At 39.6% G+C, this 20,733-nt stretch carries 15 protein-coding genes; 4 read left to right on the plus strand and 11 right to left on the minus strand.

From position 1 onward, the window contains the following. Positions 1 to 164: 164 nt before the first annotated feature. The 6 genes from bfr to ACB088_RS12350 form a co-directional block, all read right to left on the minus strand. On the minus strand, positions 165 to 629 hold the full coding sequence (gene bfr / locus ACB088_RS12325; RefSeq protein ID WP_001214863.1) for a bacterioferritin: 465 nt from the start codon (positions 627 to 629) through the stop codon (positions 165 to 167). Positions 630 to 881: 252 nt separating this feature from the next. After that, positions 882 to 2,921, minus strand: a complete 2,040-nt coding sequence (ligA, locus tag ACB088_RS12330; protein WP_375037105.1) for an NAD-dependent DNA ligase LigA — start codon at positions 2,919 to 2,921, stop codon at positions 882 to 884. Positions 2,922 to 3,016: 95 nt separating this feature from the next. After that, positions 3,017 to 4,036, minus strand: coding sequence for a cell division protein ZipA C-terminal FtsZ-binding domain-containing protein (locus ACB088_RS12335; RefSeq protein WP_375037106.1), 1,020 nt, complete (start codon positions 4,034 to 4,036; stop codon positions 3,017 to 3,019). A gap of 1 nt (position 4,037) precedes the next feature. Then, complete coding sequence (gene smc / locus ACB088_RS12340; protein WP_375037107.1) at positions 4,038 to 7,487, minus strand: chromosome segregation protein SMC; 3,450 nt, start codon at positions 7,485 to 7,487, stop codon at positions 4,038 to 4,040. A 10-nt stretch (positions 7,488 to 7,497) separates the two neighbouring features. After that, positions 7,498 to 8,193, minus strand: a complete 696-nt coding sequence (locus ACB088_RS12345; RefSeq protein WP_003653383.1) for a GntR family transcriptional regulator — start codon at positions 8,191 to 8,193, stop codon at positions 7,498 to 7,500. A 256-nt stretch (positions 8,194 to 8,449) separates the two neighbouring features. Beyond that, the gene (locus ACB088_RS12350; RefSeq protein WP_092709271.1) at positions 8,450 to 9,253 is read right to left on the minus strand and encodes a sulfite exporter TauE/SafE family protein; all 804 of its coding nucleotides are present in this window, start codon (positions 9,251 to 9,253) and stop codon (positions 8,450 to 8,452) included. A gap of 30 nt (positions 9,254 to 9,283) precedes the next feature. Between ACB088_RS12350 and ACB088_RS12355 the strand changes: the two genes are divergently transcribed. After that, positions 9,284 to 10,036, plus strand: a complete 753-nt coding sequence (locus ACB088_RS12355; protein ID WP_375037108.1) for a biotin--[acetyl-CoA-carboxylase] ligase — start codon at positions 9,284 to 9,286, stop codon at positions 10,034 to 10,036. 14 nt (positions 10,037 to 10,050) lie between these two features. Then, complete coding sequence (locus ACB088_RS12360) at positions 10,051 to 10,785, plus strand: pantothenate kinase (protein WP_375037109.1); 735 nt, start codon at positions 10,051 to 10,053, stop codon at positions 10,783 to 10,785. Between the two features lie 51 nt (positions 10,786 to 10,836). On the opposite strand, the gene ffh is transcribed toward ACB088_RS12360, so the two are convergent. Next, positions 10,837 to 12,252 carry a signal recognition particle protein gene (ffh, locus tag ACB088_RS12365; protein ID WP_307012960.1) on the minus strand — a complete coding sequence of 472 codons (1,416 nt, stop codon included), beginning with the start codon at positions 12,250 to 12,252 and terminating at the stop codon, positions 10,837 to 10,839. Between the two features lie 140 nt (positions 12,253 to 12,392). On the opposite strand from ffh, the gene ACB088_RS12370 reads away from it, so the two are divergent. Next, on the plus strand, positions 12,393 to 13,202 hold the full coding sequence (locus tag ACB088_RS12370) for an inner membrane protein YpjD (protein ID WP_375037110.1): 810 nt from the start codon (positions 12,393 to 12,395) through the stop codon (positions 13,200 to 13,202). An 84-nt stretch (positions 13,203 to 13,286) separates the two neighbouring features. Next, entirely contained in the window at positions 13,287 to 14,231 is a 945-nt protein-coding gene (locus tag ACB088_RS12375) for a tRNA-dihydrouridine synthase (protein ID WP_026056231.1), read from the plus strand. A 78-nt stretch (positions 14,232 to 14,309) separates the two neighbouring features. On the opposite strand, the gene ACB088_RS12380 is transcribed toward ACB088_RS12375, so the two are convergent. From ACB088_RS12380 to ACB088_RS12395, 4 genes are all read right to left on the minus strand, one after another. Further along, entirely contained in the window at positions 14,310 to 15,263 is a 954-nt protein-coding gene (locus tag ACB088_RS12380) for a DUF6160 family protein (RefSeq protein WP_004641523.1), read from the minus strand. Between the two features lie 160 nt (positions 15,264 to 15,423). Then, positions 15,424 to 17,835 (minus strand): DUF6160 family protein, encoded by a 2,412-nt coding sequence (locus ACB088_RS12385; protein ID WP_375037111.1) that lies wholly within the window; start codon positions 17,833 to 17,835, stop codon positions 15,424 to 15,426. A 32-nt stretch (positions 17,836 to 17,867) separates the two neighbouring features. Beyond that, the gene (locus ACB088_RS12390; RefSeq protein WP_375037112.1) at positions 17,868 to 18,593 is read right to left on the minus strand and encodes a DUF6160 family protein; all 726 of its coding nucleotides are present in this window, start codon (positions 18,591 to 18,593) and stop codon (positions 17,868 to 17,870) included. A gap of 15 nt (positions 18,594 to 18,608) precedes the next feature. Beyond that, positions 18,609 to 20,651, minus strand: a complete 2,043-nt coding sequence (locus ACB088_RS12395) for a hypothetical protein (protein WP_375037113.1) — start codon at positions 20,649 to 20,651, stop codon at positions 18,609 to 18,611. Between the last annotated feature and the right edge of the window lie 82 nt (positions 20,652 to 20,733).

Here is a 20,733-nt window from a genome sequence, read left to right on the forward strand (position 1 = left end):
AAAACAGGAGGTGTGATACAATTTTTCTGACTTTTTTGTAACTACCAAAGCCTTATATACTAAGGCTTTGAATATATTAAATTTGAGAAAAATACTTTTTTATTTCTATTTTATTAAAGCTAAAAATCAGGCGATAAAAAACCCAGCATCAGCTGGGTTTTTTATTAAATTTGAGATTGAATATAGTTTTGTAAGCCAATCAACTCAATTAAACGTAATTGCTTTTCTAACCAGTAGGTATGGTCTTCTTCAGTATCAGATAATTGTTGACGTAACATATCACGGCTAATGTAATCGCCTTTCTCTTCACAGAGTTTGATACCTGTCGCTAATTTTTCACGAACATGATATTCAAGTGCTAAATCTGCTTTTAAACAAGATACAACGTCTGTACCGACATTAATGTCTTCACGGTGCATGTTTGGTTTAGCACCTAAAAACAATACACGGCGAATGATCGCATCAGCATGAGAAGCTTCTTCTTGCATCTCATGATCAATACGTTCATAAATTTTATTTAAACCCCAATCTTCGTACATACGAGAATGGATTAGATATTGATCACGGGCAGCCAATTCTCCGCCAATGAGCATATTTAAATAGTCTATGACTTCTGGATTGCCACGCATAATAAATCTCCTATCGTATGAGAACTATTATGGGCAATCTTAAAAATGATTGCAAAGCAAAAAATAGTTAAGTTTATGATTTTTATAAAATTAAAATGAGAAACATACGCATTTGCAGTTTAAGTTAATTAAATTTTCTCTGTAAAAAGAAACGCTTGTCCGATTTGTAAGCTCAGACAAGCGTTAAAATATGACATAAACCATCAATTTATAAATTTGTAACTAAAATCAATGGTTCTTATTTCGGTAGGTTTATTCGCTTAAGGTCTGCCCATAGCTCGCCATAAGTGATAAGAAATCAGTCTCATTCATAACGACAATACCAAGTTTTGCTGCTTTTTCTAATTTAGAACCTGCTTTTTCACCAGCAACAACACATTTGGTTTTACTTGACACACTACCGCTCACGCGCGCGCCTAATGCTTGTAGCATTTGAGTCGCCTGATCACGGGTCATTTGCTCTAATGTGCCTGTTAAAACCCAACTCTCGCCATTTAATGGCTGACGTGTTGGTGCAGTCGGCGCATCCCAATGAATTCCTGCTGCAATTAAACGATCTAGCACTTCAATGTTATGAGGCGCCAAGAAAAAGTCAGCAATCCATTCTGCGGTAATATCACCTACATCCGGTGTTTTCTTTAAAGCTTCAACATCGGCAGCTTTTAGGGCTTCTAAAGTTTGGAATGTATTCGCTAACATTCTGGCAGTAGTTTCACCTACCCCACGAACTCCTAAAGCATAAATAAAACGCGCAAGGGTTGTCTTTTTACTGGCTTCGATGGCATCAATCAGATTTTGTACCGACTTCTCGCCCATTTTCTCAATGCCAAGTAAAGTTTCTCGGTGCTCATGTAAATGATAGATATCGGCAACATCTTTAAGCAAATCGAGATGTAATAAAGACTCTACCCAACGATCGCCCAAACCTTCAATATCAAGAGCCTTACGTGACACGAAATGACGAATAGCTTCAATTCGCTGAGCAGCACAGTAAAGACCACCAGAACAACGTGCTAAGGCTTCCCCCTCTGGCATTACAACGGGTGAGGCACAAACAGGACAGCTTTCAGGTAAATGTACAATTTCAGCGTCAGGTGAACGGAACTCTGGCCAAACTTTTTCTACTTTAGGAATAACATCGCCAGTACGGTAAACACTAACCGTATCACCAACACGTACATCAAGACGATGGATTTCACCAATGTTGTGTAGAGTCACATTGGAAACCGTAACACCCCCCACAAATACAGGGTTTAAACGCGCTACAGGAGTTAATGTTCCAGTACGTCCCACTTGCCAATCAATCTGATCAACTGTAGTTAATGCAGCTTGTGCAGGGAATTTATAGGCAGTTGCCCAACGTGGCTCACGACTTAAGAAACCAAGTTGCTGTTGCTGTTTTAAGTCATCGACCTTTACGACCATCCCATCAATTTCAACTTGTAGATCTGGACGTTCTTGCTGAATTTGCTCATAGCGCTGCTGTACTTCTTGAATTGAATTACATAGATATTGACGTTCAGCAATTTCAAATCCAATTTTCGTTAGCCACTGTAGGCTATCATGCATCGTGGTTAAGCCATGATTTGGTTCGCACTGTGCAATGCCATATGCATAAAACGCTAAAGGTCTACCAGCAGCAATATTCGGATCGAGCTGTCTTAAACTACCAGCTGCTGCATTACGCGGGTTCGCAAACGTTTTATCGCCTTTTGCTTCCTGATCGGCATTGAGTTTTTCAAAGCCAGACTTTGGCATGAGCACTTCACCGCGTACTTCAAGCAGTCGTGGAATTTCAAAATGATCCGAATGCAACACTTTAGGCAAGTTACGAATAGTTTTAACGTTCTGTGTAATGTCTTCCCCGGTTTCTCCGTCACCACGTGTAACCCCACGGAGTAACACACCGTTTTCATACCAAAGCGAAATCGCAAGACCATCGAGTTTTAGTTCTACTTCATATTGTACTTTTTGATTGGGCAAACGCTCTTCGACACGGCGTGCAAATGCAAACAAGTCTTCCTGATTAAAAACATTCCCCAAAGAAAGCATAGGAACCACATGGGTCACACTTTGAAATTTAGAGAGTGCTTGTCCACCTACTTTTGTAGTTGGAGAATCTGATTGAATCTGTTCTGGATATTGCTCTTCTAAAGCTTTTAACTGGTGAAATAAATGATCATATTCACTGTCCGAGATTGTCGGCTGATCCATCACATAATATGCATGGTTATGCTTTGCAATCAGTTGAATAAGCTGACGCATCTGTTCGATCACGGAAGTTGTTGCCATTATGTTATTCACCATAAAAAAAGGGTGGAAATTTCTCCACCCTGAACTGCGACTAGATATGTTGCAATTATCGCAACGAATGTAAAAAATTAAAACTAGGCGGTCGCCTGTGCCGGACGATAATCAATCACATGATGACGCCAGTGCTCTTTTAACTGTGGTGTAAATTCAAGATTATTCTCATCATAAACTTTGCCATCAATTTCACGAGCAATTAAACCTGCAATACTCGCCATCATGTCAAAACCAGTTACAGCTTTACTGTTTGGAAGCGCAAGGAAAAATGCCAATCCTTGGACTTGTTCAGTAGATAAGGTTTCAAGATCAAACCCAGCTGGTCCATTGTCCGTCATACGCAATACTGAAAACATAAGTACGCTCGGCTCATCAGTATTTTCATAGCGATGGAAACACGACATTTCGCCATAACGTAAACCGTATTTCAGCAGCACTTTAAGTGCTTTATCGCCAGACAACGCGCGACGCGGGTTCGGATAGACATTTAAAGCAATAATCTGTTCAGCCATCGCTAATGCACTTTCATCATCATAGCGCTGCTGTTCATGTAAATGCACATCCAAAATATTACTCTCGCCTTCAAATTCAGCAATTTCGGCAGTTTCAATATTTGGATTCAAACTCAACTCAGGCTCAGCCTTTTCGCTTTCAGGTTCCAAGCTTTCTTCCGATTTGACAGAAACCGTATCAACCAACTCAACTGAACTATCTGTGTTAATAGTAGAGCTTTTTACAGTTTCTTCAGATTTAATTTCATCTGGAGACGTTTCAACAACTGGTTGAATTTGTTCGGCCGAAATTGATTTATTAGGTTCTACAGCCAAAGTTTCTGTTTGTTTTGTTTCACTGACTTGTGACGCCGCATTTAAAGTCGGTTCTACTCGCTCTGCGCTAGTCGCTGATACACCCTCAGCTTCAGCTTGCTCAAGCTGATCTCTCACATGCCTAGGTATAACTGGCTGATTACTATCAGGATTAATATGCAAATCACTGTCTAATGAGGGTTCAGCATGGTTTGACTTTTTTAAAATCATTTTTAAGCCAATTAGCATAATAATAATGGCGACAACGATGCCAATAATCGTATTGATTTCCATTCTATGACTCCGAAACTAACCCGTATTCTTTTGCCTGTTCTAAATCGACAGTGACTAATTTTGATGTACCCGGTTCAGGCATGGTCACACCCAACAAATCAGTTGCCATGGTCATCGCCAGCTTATTATGTGTAATGTAAATGAATTGTACATGTTCAGAAAGCTCTTTTACCAAATTACAATATCTCTGAACATTCGCATCATCAAGTGGTGCGTCCACTTCATCTAACACACAAAACGGTGCCGGATTCAATCTAAAAATCGCAAATACTAATGCTAAAGCTGTTAAAGCCTTTTCTCCACCGGAAAGTAATGCTAGAGAACTATTTTTCTTACCCGGTGGTCTTGCCATCAGTTTAACACCAGATTGCCAGTCATCTTCAAGACTTAAACTTGCTTCACCACCATTAAAGACCTTTGGAAACAGATTTTGCAACTCTTGATTAATCTGATCAAATGTTGTCATAAACAACTTACGGGTTTCCTGATCAATACTTTTCATCGCATCTTTTAGTTGAGTTACCGTATTTTCCAGATCTTGAATCTGGTGACTCAACTCATCAAACCGCTGGGAAACTTCTTCAAACTCTTGTGAAGCAGCAAGATTAACCGCACCGATTTTTTCAAACTGTTTTTGTACTTTTTCCAGTTTTTGCTGGTGCTCGGTTAAATCGATTTGTAAGCCCTTTTGGAGCTCGGCATTTAGCTCTTTAAGCTGTTCTTGGTAATGTTCACGATCTGACTTAGCTGCTTGCCATGCCAAACGTTTTGCTTCAAGTTGTTCTCTGAGCTGCTCATCTTTTTGTTGATATTGATGACGCTGATCTGTCAGGGTTTGTTGTTTTTCCTGCACACTATTTAATTCAAGCTGCCATTCATTCCAGTTCTTTTGCAACTTTTCAGTTTGAGCAAATTGTTGCTGAAATTCTGACTCAAGATTTGGCAACTCTAACTGAATAGGATCAACAAATTTTTTCGCCTGTTCCATTTGAGCATTAATTTGCTGATATTGGCTCTGCAAGAACGAAATATCTTTTTCAAGCAACTCGATCTGTTGAGTTGTTTGCGTGCTGTTACGACGTAAAATTTCACGTTCTTGTTGTTGCTGGTGCAGGGCTTGTTGTTGCTCTTCTAGCTGCTCGGTTAACTCCTCTACCCTAAATTGCAATGTTTTATAGTCAGGTAAAATGGTTTCAAGCTTGATTGCTAGCGCATGTAAATCAATCTCCAGATCATCTTTTTGCATTGCATCTTCTTCAAGCTGCATGTCTAACTGAGCTAACTGATCTTTTAATTGCTGTTTTTGCAGTAAAAATGCCTGTGCCGCAGTTTGCTGTTTAGCAATTTGCACATCAAGCTGTTGTAAGTCTTTTTGTTTTTGTTTAACAATTTGCTGTTTCTGTTGAACATCAGACTGCAACTGCGCTAGCCCATCTTTTTGCTGAACTAAAACTTGATCTAATGCTTGTAATTCGGGTTGCTGCTTTTCAAGAACTTGCTCAATTTCATCTAAACGAATGCGATGACTGAGGATCCCTTGTGCACTTTGACTCTCGTCATCATACATAAGAGCAATGACCCAATCCTGCCCAACATGATAACCATCTAAAGTCAAAATAGACTGACCATGTTGCAGTTGCTTTTGCTCATTTAAAGCATGGGCCAAATCTTGTGCAATCGCTACATTCGAAAAAATTGATAGCTTTGGAGATTCAATCCAGTCATTTAAACAAGCTAAGTTTTGCTTAAACTGATTTATTTGCTCTGAAGGTTTTAACTGACGGGAAACTCCTTCTTGAAAAGCTTGTTCAGCTTCCAGAATATGAGCTTGCAACCATTTTGCTAAAAACTTTTCAATAATCTGCGCATGCAGTTTTCCCTGCTCTGTTAATTGCAAAGCCTGCATTAAACGTAGAGTATCTTGATGTTGCTTTGGGCTTTGCTTAGCAACAAGCTGGCTTAAATTCTTCTGTTCAGATAACAAAACCTGTATTTCTGTTTTCAGGCTTTGCTGCTGATTTCTGCTTACCTGATGTTGCTGTTGAGATTGCTCTAAACGCTGTGAAAGCTGCTCAATTTCAGTCTCAAGTTTCGCAATTTCCCGACAAAGCTGCTGTTGCAATTGCTCAAGCTCACCCTGCTCATCTTCATGAACATGCGATTGAATCTGACTTGCTTGATGCTGCAACGTTTCTTTTTGTTGCTCAATTCTTAGAACATTTTTGCCTAACTGCTCAATTTGGGCAGACATTTGCATTTTTTGCTGTTGTTGTTTTTCAACCTGAGCTTTTACTTGTTCAAACTGTTGGTGTGCTTGTTTTTGCTGGGATTGTAAATCAGCAAAGTTTTGTTCAGCTTCCGTTGCAGTATGTTCAATTGCAGTTAAGGCTTCAGTTTGTTCATCTAACTGATTATTCAACGTTTCAAGTTGCAATTCAGAAAGTTGTAAACGTTCTTTAGTTTGGAATCTTTGCTGTTCTAACTGAACGAGAGTTGTACTGTTTTGCTGGTATAAACTCTGTTTTTGTTCCAGAGTCATTTTCAGTTCAGATAGTTTTTTTTCAGCTTGCTGCCATTCGTGTTGTAGTGGTGAAGATTGCTGAATGAGTCGCTGAAATAAAGCACTGGTTGCTTCCAAATCATGTTCAATTGTACTTAACTCAGAGCGAACCAATTTAAAAGTTTCGCCCAGTTCATTCATTTGAACTGTATATTCTTCTTGTAAGCGTACGCTTTTATCTGCCTGAAAAGATAAAATTTCAATCTTAAGCGTACGAATCTGACCTTCTAAAGTTTTATATTGAATTGCCGCTTCAGATTGACGTTTAAGCGTCTTAAGCTGCGATTTTAACTCTAGAGCAATATCTTCTAAACGTGAAAGGTTTTGCTCAGTATGCTCAAGATGTTGCAAAGTTTCTCGTCGACGAGCTTGATAGCGTGAAACACCTGCTGCCTCTTCAATAAAGATACGCATTTCTTCAGGCTTGGCATCAACCAGACGGTTAATCATGCCCTGTTCAATCACCGCATAAGAACGTGGCCCTAATCCTGTTCCCAAGAAAATATCGGTAATATCACGACGACGACAACGTGTGCCATTTAAGAAATATTCGGACTTGCCTTCACGGGTGACCTGACGACGAACAGCTAACTCATTATAAGCATTATAGGATCCACCTAACTTGCCATACGTATTATCAAAACGTAGCTCAACACTCGCCACACCAACTGGCTTACGTTTGGAGGTTCCTGTGAAAATAACATCTTGCATGCTACCACCACGCAGTTGACGAGCATTTGATTCACCCATCACCCAACGAATGGCATCAATTACATTTGATTTGCCACAACCATTTGGACCAACCACTGCTGTGCGGTTAGCCTTAAAATTTAAAGTTGTACTATCTGCAAAAGATTTAAAGCCGGAAAGTTTTAAACTGCTTAAACGCATAATGCCCTAACTAGCGGCGTGAGCGTCTTGCCCAGGCCAATTCAATCTGTTTCATTCGTGTCAGCGATTCCAACACAAGGTTACGTAAGTGTCGACAAAAATCTTCCATAAATAAAGCGGCTTGTTGTGATTTTCGGATCAAAATTGCATCAATCACGAGTTTAAATAATGCAAATGCTTCTTGTAGCTCCCGCTTAGATGTATTTAAGGTCAAAAAATAACTACGACGTAATGAAGGCAATAACTCTTTATAGAATTTCATTAGATAAGGATTTCCGACCATATCTTGCTGTTCAGCCAGATATTGGAAAACACCATCATAAAATTTCTCGATATCTCCTGCTTTTACATGCTCAAGAAGTTGTTCTAACAATAACTGTAATTGATCTGCTTCATGTGCCCGCCATGTTTCACTTATTCGCTGAACAATATGCCCCAATAACATCATGTTTGTGTCAAACAGTGCTTTAACCTGCTGTGCAGACATTTCTGAAACAATTGCCCCACGGCGTGGAAATATCTCAATTAAATGAGTACGCTCTAATAATAACAATGCTTCACGAACTGACCCTCGGCTCACGTCAAGCTCTTTAGCAATACGTAGTTCTTGAATACGTTCACCTTCAACCAGCTCGCCACTAATGATCTGTTCGCTAATATATTTGACAATTTGCTCAGAAAGACTTTCTGTCTCTTCGAGATTCATAAATCACCCGCTACTTTTTATATGCATTAATCCATGCTTTTCTTTCGCATCCTTGTTTTTAACTGATCCCATCGATTAAAAACTATGTCATTGTCTGACAATTTCATTGCATTTTAAGCCAACCCATTTTAAAACAACACCAAAATCGGATGAACAAAAGCCCCGAATGTTCTTATATTCTTGAATAAAAAAAGCTCGAATTTCTAAAAATTCAAGCTCTTACATCGTAGTTTTCTTAAGGTTAATATTTTATTCTCTAGTGCATAATGCCTTTATAAATAAAATAACTACCTACCACAACTAACAAACAGGCAAAGCATTTTTTTAACATTTGCGGTGACAATGCATGAGCGACTTTTGCTCCAAACTTGGCTGTAATAAAACTCATAACACTAATGCCGATAAAAGCATAGATGTGCACATAACCAATCGTGTTAGGTACAGAGATGTGTTCTTTAGCACCAAACCACATGAAGCCAATTGCACCCGCAATTGCAATAGGTAAACCACAAGCAGCAGAAGTTGCGACTGCTTTTTGCATAACGATGCCATGACGGTTTAAATACGGTACGGTTAGGCTTCCTCCCCCAATTCCAAAAATTGCAGAGGCAACACCAATTCCGCCACCTGCTATCACTTGCATAGATGCTGAAGGAAGCTGACGTGTTGGATCAACTACAACATGGGCACCTTTAAACATACGATAAGCCATGAAAACAGCAAAAATCCCTATAAGAAGTTGCAAATGTTGACCAGACATCAGATCAGCAATACCAGCACCCAAAAATGAACCAATAATGAGCCCGGGTGCTAAATTACGAAAAACTGGCCAAAGTACAGCTCCTTTTTTATGGTGAGCCGACACCGAACTAAAGGACGTTACAATAATGGTCGCAAGTGATGTTCCTACTGCAATATGCATGATTACCGCAGGGTCATAGTGTAACTGGGTAAAAACGACATAGAGGATTGGTACAATAATTAATCCACCACCAACCCCAAACAATCCGGCAGTAAAACCAGCAATTGCGCCAATGAGTAAATATATGATTAACTCCATAAATGTTTTACCACTCTGCTCATATTCAACATGGATTTAGAGACTCGCCAACTACAACAACTTTTAAGCGCAAAAAACCAGCTTCCAGAAGTGGTTTTATTAAAAGCAACCACAACTTCGACCAATGATGATATTCGTGAAATTGCCCAAAAAGGCATTACAACAGGCTTGGTTTGCAGTGCTCAACAAACTCAAGGGCGAGGTCAACATCAACGGCAATGGATTTCACCTGAAGGAAACATTTATTTAAGCACATTGGTGCAAACTCGAACACCCTTAGATGGTCGCTTAGCACTTGAAGTTGCTCTAAATATTTTGCAAATCCCGCAATTACAGCTTCTAAGCTTACAAGTAAAATGGCCAAATGATTTATATAGTGCGCAAGGTAAATGGGGTGGAATTTTAGTTGAACCCCTTTCGCAACATCAGGCTATAGTAGGTGTGGGCATTAATTTAAAAACGCCACCCGTAACCGACAGTGATCAGCCGATTACCTCTTTAGAAGATCTAGGTCTAGAGCAAAACAGCCGTCTTGAGTTAGTTTCAGAGCTGTATATCGCTATTCAAAATGCAGCTCGCTGGTTCGATCATGGCTGCTACAACTTAGCTGGCCGTTTTAATCATCATGCCGCATGGATTAATCAATTCGTGCAGTTTGAGCATAGCCAAGGACTAGTAGAAGGCCGTTTTGTTGGAATTTCCAATGATGGAGCCGTCATACTTGAAACTCCGGAACCTAAGCAGTTTTATCAAGGTCGCTTAAGACCACAGATCAATCAATAAACAGGTGTTTCTCCATGAAAAGTTTATGGCTCGATATCGGGAACACTCGTTTAAAATACTGGATTACTGAAAATCACAAAACTATTGAACATGCTGCAGAACTGCATTTGCAATCCCCTGCCGATCTACTACTTGGGTTAATTCAACACTTTAAACATCAAGGCCTACATCGAATTGGAGTGTCATCCGTCTTAGATGCCGAGAATAATCAACGTATTCAACAAATTCTAAAATGGCTTGAAATTCCAGTTGTTTTTGCAAAGGTTCATGCTGAATATGCTGAGTTAAAGTGTGGCTATGAGGTACCAAGCCAGCTCGGGATTGACCGTTGGTTACAAGTACTTGCTGTGGCTCAGGCTAATGAAAACTATTGTATTATTGGATGTGGAACAGCTTTAACGATTGATTTAACGCAAGGCAAACAACATTTAGGCGGTTACATTTTACCCAACCTGTATCTGCAACGCGATGCACTTATTCAAAATACAAAAGGCATTAAAATTCCTGACTCAGCTTTTGATAATCTAAACCCAGGCAACAACACCGTCGATGCTGTACATCATGGTATTTTATTAGGCCTTATTAGTACTATCGAAAATATTATGCAGCAATCTCCGAAAAAACTGCTCCTTACCGGTGGAGATGCACAACTATTTGCCAAGTTCTTGAAAAAATATGATCCAGTCGTAGAAACTGACCTTTTGCTCAAAGGATTACAACAATATATTGCTCATTATCCTAAAGACTAAAATGTAGGGCAAAATAAAAGGCGCTTGTTGCGCCTTTTATATTTTATGAGCTTATTTCTTTTGGTCGTTGTTGCCAAAGAGTGGTCCCATTCCGCCGCCACCGCCGCCGCCAAATTGTTTTTGCATATTGCCTAATGAACGCATCATTTTGCTCATACCAGATGGATTCGCAAACTTCTTCATCATTTTAGCCATTTGTGCTTGTTGCTTAATAAGTTTATTCACTTCAGCAACATCCATACCACAACCAGCTGCAATACGTTTTTTACGGCTTGGGTTCATCAAGTCTGGATTACGGCGCTCTTTAACAGTCATTGACTGGATAATAGCTTCCATTTTCTTGACCTGTTTTTCAGGATTTGCTTGCTCAATCGCTTGCTGAATTCCTGCACCGCTCATGCCAGGCAACTTATCTAAGAAGCCCATCATACCGCCCATATTTTTCATTTGCTCAAATTGCATCAGCATATCTTCAAAGTTGAAGCTGCCTCCTTTTTGCAATTTTTTAGCCATTTTTTCGGCTTTTTCTTTGTCGATTTTACGTTCAACTTCCTCGACTAAAGAAAGTACGTCACCCATGCCTAAAATACGTTGAGCAACACGATCTGGATGGAATGGTTCTAAAGCATCAAGCTTCTCACCCATACCCAAGAACTTGATTGGCTTACCCGTAATTGCACGCACAGAAAGCGCTGCACCACCACGTGCATCACCATCAGTTTTAGTGAGAATCACACCTGTAAGTGCCAATGCATCATTAAAGGCTTTAGCTGTGTTCGCAGCATCCTGACCTGTCATGGCATCAACCACAAACAAAGTTTCAGTTGGCTTAACAGCAGCATGTAATTCTTTAATTTCGTCCATCATGTCTGCATCGACATGTAAACGACCTGCGGTATCGACAATCAATACATCAGCAAATTGGATTTTTGCCTGTTCAATTGCACGATTAACGATATCAATTGGCTTTTCAGAAGCATCTGAAGGAATAAAACCAGCACCAACTTCGTTAGAGACAGTTTCTAACTGCTTAATCGCTGCTGGACGGTAAACGTCCGCAGAAACCGTCATTACTTTTTTCTTTTGACGCTCTTTTAAGAAACGTGCCAACTTAGCGGCAGTTGTCGTTTTACCAGCACCTTGTAAACCAGCAAGTAATACAACAACGGGAGGCTTAGCACTTAAATCAAGTGTTTCATTCGCCTCACCCATCATCTTGGTGAGTTCGTCATAGACAATTTTTACAAATGCCTGGCCTGGCGATAACTGAGTCATCACTTCCTGGCCCAATGCCTCTTCCTTAACTTTCGCGATAAATTCACGAGTTACAGGTAACGCGACATCGGCTTCAAGAAGTGCCATACGTACTTCACGTAAGGTATCTTTAATATTGTCTTCGGTCAGCTGCCCTGAGCCAGTAACATTTCTTAAACTCTGTGTGAGTCGTTCTGTTAAGGTATCAAACATTGCAAAATCCGCTTAAAATGGCTAGTTGCAAAAAAATCTTTCTCGAAATAGAAAATTTATGCATAGAATGCTATAGGATACTTTAGTTCGCAGCGAATTTATATCTTATATAGATGAATTAATCCTGAAAAAGGTTTGACATGATTAGCCTCCCCTTGGTTTACACAATTTTGGCACTCATTGCATATACCACTTCTTTCTGGTATCTGTTTATTCGTTTAATGTCAAAACGTGAACCAAACCCATGGTTATTTGCTGTTGTTGCAACTTTGGCACTCCTGTTGCACGGCACAGTTTTATGCCACGCCATGCTGACACCAACCGGAATTAACTACGATGTTTTTAATTTAGTATCTTTTACATCGTGGCTTATGCTGTTGTTAAGTTTAATTTTTAGTATTTTTCGCCCCATTGTACCGTTAAACTTGTTAGGCATTCCTGTAGCAGCTATTGGCCTAATTTTAGGTTTTGCATTCAGCCGACCAGATCAATTTATTGAGCAACACTCTTTAGGCCTTGATGTCCATATCATTCTGTCTTTATCTGCCTATGCAGTTTTACTGATGGCAACCATTCACGCTATTTTGCTGTGGTTCCAAAATCGTGAACTCAAAAAGAAACAAAAAAAACGCTTTTGGGTCAATTTACTCCCATCAATTCAGGCGATGGAGTCTTTGTTATTTGACCTCATCATTACTGGTTTTATTCTATTAACAATTGCACTCGCTTTTGGTTTTTTGACTATCGATAGCTTCTTTGCACAGCATCTCGCTCATAAAACCGTATTTAGTATTATTTCCTGGTTTATCTATGGATCATTATTGATTGGCCATTACAAACTCGGATGGCGAGGACAAAAGGCCATTCGTTTTACGTTAATCGGCTTTGTGCTTTTAGCTATTGGTTTTATTGGTAGTAAATTTGTGCTTGAAATGATTCTGGGTCTCTAAATTAATTAAAATTTCATCGATACTAGACAGCGTTATACATATCCCGTATAACGCTGTTTTCTTTTTGCTCAGGTGACACAGACTGTGAAACTCATACTCGCTCCAATGGAAGGTTTAACTGACCCGATCATGCGGGATACACTCACATCTGTTGGTCATTTCGACTGGTGTGTGACCGAGTTTATTCGAGTTACAGACAGCATTTTGCCAGACCATATTTACTATAGTTTTTGTCCAGAATTAAAAAATGACGGTAAAACGGCGGCTGGGACACCTGTCCATGTCCAGTTCTTAGGGAATAATCCAGATATGCTGGCAGCAAATGCAGCGAAAGTTGTTGAGCTTGGTGCGCCAGCAATCGACCTTAATTTCGGTTGTCCCGCAAAAACTGTAAACCGACACCGAGGCGGTTCAGTTCTTCTTGATGAACCTGATGTTGTACATATGCTGATTAAAGCGGTAAGAGATGCGGTACCTCCTCATATTCCTGTTTCAGCAAAAATGCGTTTAGGTTATCTAGATGAAAATCACACCATGGAAAATGCCCATGCTGTTGAAGATGCTGGTGCAAGTTGGTTGACAGTTCACGCTCGTACTAAAGCAGATGGTTATACGCCGCCTGCTTATTGGGAAAAAATTCTTCCCATTAAAGAAGCATTAAAAATTAATGTAATTGCCAACGGTGAAATCTGGACCAATGCTGATGCTAGAGCCTGTCAGCAACAATCTGGCTGTGAAGATTTAATGATTGGGCGTGGTGCTGTGACTACCCCAGACTTAACACAATGCATTCGTGAAAATATGAATGAGGCATTATTCAGTTGGGAACAACTGGTTGACCTACAAATTCGCTTTTTAAATGGTCAAGCAAAAACAGAAATTGGCATGGTTGGTCGTTATAAACAATGGTTAGGCATGATGACTAAAGCCTACCCACAAGCTAAAAACTTATGGGATCAAGTTAAGCGTATTAAAGCTTTGGATGAAATTGTTCAACAATTAGAACACACCAGATCAGAAAACATTTAACTCAATATAGTTATAAAAAGAGGGCGATTGTTTTTACAACCGCCCTCTTTCATATTTCAGGTTAAGTTATTATTTTTTCTAAAAGCCACTTACTTTCATTTTTAAGTCAGTCACTGACGCCCCAGTAATACCAAAACTCCCCATAGAACCGTTAGGCAAATTATTAAATGTCGTTGTACTTTGGGTTCCCATATTTCCTAAAGTGACATTGTTAAGTGAAGCATCGAACTTACTCGACACGCCGTTATTACCAAAAGTTAATCCAGTTGGATCAACACCTGCATAGAAACCATCAAGCACAAAACCTGTTGAGGTATTTGTGCCTGCAAATTTAAATCCAAATGTAGCACCCGTATTATCGGACACTAAAGTAATTGGACAACCCGCAGCAGCAGAACAAATAGATTGAATTGCCCCTCCAAATTTAACCATAACTGATTGAGCCGCATGACCAAGCTGGATATTTAAACGAGGTTTATTGGTTTGTACAAAGTTAATATCTAGATTCCCAGTAGAACGAATGATTTCTTTTACACCCGTATTTACTGTCGTTCCCGAACTAAAAATTGATTTTGGCGCATAACTCGTTAATGCATAATCGGATGGACTAGATAAAGATGCACTTGGGGCTAAATAAACTGAAAAAGGTAAAAGTCGAATACCGTTTACATCATTGCCCATAGACACAGCTAAATTTAAAAAAGGGTTTCCACCACCCGCATCAGTATCCATTACGATATTAAAAGAAGGATTACTAGATACCGCAGCTTTAATAAACTCTATGCCAGGAACTGGATTCGTAGAATTCCCTGCAATAACAAAGCCAGCCTTACTATTATACGAAGTTGAGGCTATACCGTTTGTATCAATCAGGGCGACTTGATTAAATTGAACTTTATCGGCTTGAATACCTAGTGTTAAGCCATTTTGGCCTGTCGTCGCTGCAAGACTTTGATCATCCAAAGGCTGCATTGCAAAAACACTTGAACTACTGGCAAGTAACAACCAGCACCCTATATTTTTATTCTTCATGTCGCTCTAATCCTTAAGAGACAAACGCTTATTATTTGTTCAGACTATCAGAATAATATTCAAGCATAAAGCAATTATCCCTATAACCCGACGAATGCAAATCCAATCACATTCAAAATAAATTTTTTATAAAAAGTGGCAATGACCGCCACTTTTTTGGTTAGTTAAAAGCACCATTTCTAGGCACAATACTAAAGCTACTATTTAAACGTCCACCAGTAATCGCAAGCTCACCTAAACGTGCACCTGCACCAGTTGATGGAGGATAGAAGTTAATATCTTTAACACGTAATGCACCGTCAATACTCTTATCTGGATTAAAATAAACCGCCGTATTTACGCCAACTTTACCTAAACCACTTGCACTGTCTTTACCAACAACTAAAGCAGTATTAAACGCAAGCTTTCCAGTAATATTATCAAAACCAATTGCAGAACCATCGATCGGATCACTAATTTGAACCGTATTTCCAGTTGCTGTGGCAGGCATGGTGAAATCGCCCAGTACAGTTAGAGCACTACCATCTGCAATTGAACTATTTGGCACGATCGATAAGTTAAGATCTCCGCCTAAACGCAGTTTTAGACCAAATAAGACATCATTATTTCTGGCAAAGTTATCAATTGGTGAGGTACATGAACCAGTAGCTGGACAAGTTTTATATTTTGCCCCAGGTAAATACCCTGCTGCAATTTCAGTTGATAAAGCAAGGAGCATCTCTTTTAAACTAACATTAAGACTGCCATTTTCTAAGCCAATGCTTCCATTGCCTTTGAGGAACATATCGATATTACGTAACCCCATGTAATAATCGGTAGGACTACCTGCATTATTGGCATTTGGAGAACCATCAATTAATAAAATTGAGGTTGTTTTGGTTCCAGTCGCATCACGTCCAGTAGTTCCAGCAGCAATACCAAAACCTAAACGAGATGTCGTTCCAGATGCAGCAACAACATTCTGAACAGGTTTACCATTGGCATCTTTTGTATAGTAATAGGCACTATTTGCAGGGGCATCTAAACCATATACAGCAGCATTAGCATTTAAGTTATAGAAAGGTAATGCCAAGCCCCACTGGTTGTTTGAACCATTGTCTGCAAACTGATTTGCAGGAGCGACATTCGCACTTGTTGTAAAGCGACCGCGTCTTGAAAATGCTTGAAACTCTGCTCCACGCATCGCAAGAATTAAGCTAAACGGATTAGTAACCGTATCACGGTGAATATTATGTTGATAATCAGCAGCTGTCGTTAAAGTACCACTACCTAAACGGATTCCATTTAAGGTTGCGTTGTTTGGCATTAATAAGGTTTTTGTATCTGCAAGATTTAGATAAATATTTCCGCTGTCGAAATAACCGCGTGTCGCTGAGTTAAGACCTGTTAGATTACCAAACTCAAAACCGTAAGCATTAAGACCCGCTCCACCAATTTCTAAAGTGGTTGCTTTGCCATCTGCACCTAGCATTGAATCATTATCTTTGGTGAACTCACCTTTCATACGAAAGGCAACGCCAGATTTACCTAAAATACTATTACTTGAACCTGTACCCGAAGCTGTATTTGCAGTCCCTAACGTGGTTGTATCCGCCGTACCATCTAACCCACGAAGTTGTAGATAACCGTTGACCATTCGGCCACTTGCACCTAAACGAATCAAGCCTTTCGCATTTTGTGGGCTATTATTTGCATCTAAAACATAAGGGTTAGATTTATCTACATTGGAACTAAGCATGACCTCAATATTTAGACCGGAATTGGTTACTTTTCCACTGCTGTCTACATATGTACCTGCGGTTAAACTGGAAGCCGAATCCGCTACGCGGTTAAAATCAACATAGCCATAGGTACTATTGGGAGTTTGCCCTACACTAGCAACGTTAGTTCCAGTATTTGTCTGTAAAACTACACCACGAGTCGGGTCTACAAACATGACCCCTTTACCAACAAAATTAAAGTTAAAGTTTCTTAAAATTAGCTGGTTTAACTGATTCCGAGCATCCAATTGCCCTAGATAAATATTGGCATTATTAATACCAAGCGTCATGCTAGATTGGCTATTTGGACTAAATAAACCATCTTGAGTAGTAATTGCCAAATTTAAAGGAGAAGTTGTTTGAATTGCTAATTGTCCTAAAGTTGGCGAACATGTAGCTGAACTATTACAAACTTTAACGCTATTTACCGTAATAAGAGAAGGGCTACTCTGCATAGAAAAATCTATGCCTGCTTTACCAGTGGTTGTATTACTCCCCACATCTAAACGGTAATTAGTACTTAAAGGCTGGCTAGATGCATTACTTTTTTGGACTTTTACACCACTTGCTTGAGCTCTTAATACCTGATCAGCACTTGTTGGTGTGCCTGCATGGTCATCCCAGTAAGCATTATCAATATTAATTTCATTAAACGTAGTTTGAATCGAGATCCCATCTTGTCCATTGACAGCACTCAAATCAGCATCTGTTAAAGCTTCTAAAGCATAAATTTGTCCACTCACTAACAACATGCTGGTTGTTAATGTATTTAAAATAAACTTTGAGCTGTGATTTTCTTTATTTTTTTTCATCACTTCAGTTCCTTTGAAATCTACATTAACCCTTAACAACGAGGATGGCTACCATCACAGCTAAAGACCATGACTTTTCCTTGAATAGCCAAGTTTCCGTTCATCATTAAGCCCATAAAACCAGTTTCACGCCCATAGTCATAGGCCGATGGAGTTGCTGTAGCAACTTGCTGTGCTGCACTATTAGCAGTCGCAGCATATGTCGGTTTTTTGAAATATGCATAATCATACATATTTGCACTCGACCCTTGGGCTGTAGTTGAACTCGTAAAGTTATCTTGTTCAATTGATAAAGCATTGAAACCAAAGTTACGAATTAAAATGGGCTGTGCTGCACTAAAACTAAGCTGAATGGCGGGCTTAATAATTTCAGTATTGTTTTTATCCAGATACTTTAAATCAGCACCATCTAAACCCATTTTTTGAATATTTAAAGTACCTTGTACGCCTTTAAATACTAGCCAAAGTTTATTACCACTATCACTATTTTCAGCCCAACCACTTGGCTTACTCGCATCTGCTTGTACAAAACGTTTGTTAATCGCCAAACCAATATGACAAAACTCTACGTTCTCACAGACACCGCCACTACCATTGTCAAATACACCGTTACTGGTCTGGTTTAAATTAAGCATTAAAGATAAATCAGCACCAGCTTGGCCATTAATTGCCTGCAAGGCATCATTATCTAAAGTTTGCAGCTCCGCATGAGTAACCGTTGCAAAAAGAGCGAGGATTAAGGTACTTAATTTTTTCATATCATTATCCTCCTCTTATAAGCCTTTAGTTGTCAGTTTCAGATGCTGGATTAATACACCATCAATGACAGCTGAACCCATGTTATTAGTAATGGCTGAGCTAATTTGTGCCCCAGATAATTTATAGGTGTTCAAATCTGCATTTGGCGTAGTCGTGTACCAACGTCCCCCCTCATAACGAGCATCGGGTAAAGGCGTACTAGTAGGCACAGTGTACTGAGCCCCATTCCCCGCATCGGCTAAGGTATAACCAGTATTATTTACTGTTGGATTATAATAAGAGGTACTGTCAATACTCGCCCAGTTAGCGCCTTGAGAATCAAATTTTAAACCTGAGCCCGCATTTCCAGTCCAACCCGTTGCTGTACGGTACTGCCATGTATCATAACAAGTACTTAAGTTCAAAAATCCGCAACTATAACTGCCTGCACGGCGCTCCTGATTTTGCAATTGGTAGAAGTTTTTAGTTTGCGTTATCGCCGCCACAGTGCCTGTAGGTAATTTACCAAAAGAAATACCAACCGCATCTTGTGTGCTGTTACCTTTAAATGCCTCTAAAGTATTATTCGTTGCATTATAAACTGTTGAACCAATTGAGATACTGCTGTGTGTTGCACTAGAACCTTGGTAAGTTTTACCACCTAATGTTACATTCGTACCACATTGGTAAATATTACAAGTTGAACCTAAATAACTCGTATCGGCACCACTATAATCTGTATAAATTTTCTTATAAATTTCTGGTTTATTCGGAATACGAGCAAGTTCTAAACTAAAGTTTTTACCATCTGAGCTTAAAACGAGTGGTTGATATAAAGACCCTAACACAAGGTTAATGTTTGGGTTATAGAGATATAAACCTTCATTCGCATCAAAAGTTGGAGCAAGCCCACCATTAATTGCAGGTGTTACCAAATTACCTTGGGTAGTTCCAGATTCACGCGTACTTAAACGTAAAACATTATTCATAGCGCTATCCGTTGGCGCGGTCCATGAACCCGTTGAAGTAACAGTCGTAGTCTGACTACGAACCCGATATAACCAATCCGCGCTTGGAGAGTTATTACTTGGTGCACCAGTATATTGGGTACTATAGCGATTTACCCACGGCCCTACCGAAGACGTTGGAGTATTTGAAGTAATTGTTGCTCTTAAATTAGAGGCATCACCACTGTTTAAACGAAAAACTCCTGCTAAACCCAAAGTATCGTTATAAAAAGGACTCATTCCACCAGCAGATGTTGCCCCCCCTAATGTTTGGAAAAGCTGTAAACGACTGCCATTTAAGCTAAAGTTATTCCAAACTCCTTGTAAACGAAGACGGTTTGCACGGCTTGTATCGGTACTGGTGCCAATCAAACCATTTGAGTCCCCATAATTAAATTGATCTGCTGCACCATTTATTTTATTTGGGTTACGCACAAAGATATCTGTCCATAAACCTAGTTTCAGCTTATAAGCGTCTATACCTGCAGAATCCTTTGTTCCGACCTCATATAAAGGAGCTTCTAAAGCTAAATAGGTTACTTGGCAAGTTGGATCAGTCGCACCACTACAATTTGTCGCACTAAAGTTCGGTACTGAGTTTTCTGTCGCAACTTTAAAGATCCACGGGTTGACAGCAGTACCCCAACTTGAGATTGCAGCAGCCGCTTCAGTAGAAGCAATACGGGTATTCGTATCATTATCAGATTTGGAAAGCGCTAAACCATAAAGAAAAATATCAGCTTTACCAACCGCACGATCACCCGAATCAATCGAGCCATTTTTATTGGTATCTGCAGCTGTCATACTTAAAGGACCGACAGGCACATAATTGATATAACCTGTATCTTTAGTACGATCGGTTAATATCTGACTTGAGGTTTCATTAGCACCTGCGCCACGAAATACCATATAAGCATTCTGTGGCAAGATCGCAATACCTTCACCAGTAGTTTCACTTAAACCCGCATCAGAAAGTTCTTCGAGTGCCAAACTAGATTGGCTTATACAAAGCCCTATTAAACTTGCCAAAACGGTTTTTTGAAACCTTACCGTATAATTAAGTGTAGTCATCTTGACCTTCCTGTTTTATACGATGCCGTGCACCATATTTATTTTTCTTTAACAATCCTTGATGCCAGGTGAATCTATCCTT

It is taken from the genome of Acinetobacter sp. RW6 (assembly GCF_041956835.1).
Lineage (GTDB): Bacteria > Pseudomonadota > Gammaproteobacteria > Pseudomonadales > Moraxellaceae > Acinetobacter > Acinetobacter calcoaceticus.

Bases quoted from the DNA above. Each gene is read 5' to 3' on its own strand.
- ACB088_RS12395 (WP_375037113.1), bottom strand. From the start codon at position 20,651: ATGACTACACTTAATTATACGGTAAGGTTTCAAAAAACCGTTTTGGCA.
- ACB088_RS12360 (WP_375037109.1), top strand. From the start codon at position 10,051: ATGAAAAGTTTATGGCTCGATATCGGGAACACTCGTTTAAAATACTGG.
- ACB088_RS12380 (WP_004641523.1), bottom strand. From the start codon at position 15,263: ATGAAGAATAAAAATATAGGGTGCTGGTTGTTACTTGCCAGTAGTTCA.
- ACB088_RS12350 (WP_092709271.1), bottom strand. From the start codon at position 9,253: ATGGAGTTAATCATATATTTACTCATTGGCGCAATTGCTGGTTTTACT.
- ACB088_RS12385 (WP_375037111.1), bottom strand. From the start codon at position 17,835: ATGAAAAAAAATAAAGAAAATCACAGCTCAAAGTTTATTTTAAATACA.
- ACB088_RS12335 (WP_375037106.1), bottom strand. From the start codon at position 4,036: ATGGAAATCAATACGATTATTGGCATCGTTGTCGCCATTATTATTATG.
- bfr (WP_001214863.1), bottom strand. From the start codon at position 629: ATGCGTGGCAATCCAGAAGTCATAGACTATTTAAATATGCTCATTGGC.
- ACB088_RS12345 (WP_003653383.1), bottom strand. From the start codon at position 8,193: ATGAATCTCGAAGAGACAGAAAGTCTTTCTGAGCAAATTGTCAAATAT.
- ligA (WP_375037105.1), bottom strand. From the start codon at position 2,921: ATGGCAACAACTTCCGTGATCGAACAGATGCGTCAGCTTATTCAACTG.
- smc (WP_375037107.1), bottom strand. From the start codon at position 7,487: ATGCGTTTAAGCAGTTTAAAACTTTCCGGCTTTAAATCTTTTGCAGAT.
- ACB088_RS12390 (WP_375037112.1), bottom strand. From the start codon at position 18,593: ATGAAAAAATTAAGTACCTTAATCCTCGCTCTTTTTGCAACGGTTACT.
- ffh (WP_307012960.1), bottom strand. From the start codon at position 12,252: ATGTTTGATACCTTAACAGAACGACTCACACAGAGTTTAAGAAATGTT.
- ACB088_RS12370 (WP_375037110.1), top strand. From the start codon at position 12,393: ATGATTAGCCTCCCCTTGGTTTACACAATTTTGGCACTCATTGCATAT.
- ACB088_RS12355 (WP_375037108.1), top strand. From the start codon at position 9,284: ATGGATTTAGAGACTCGCCAACTACAACAACTTTTAAGCGCAAAAAAC.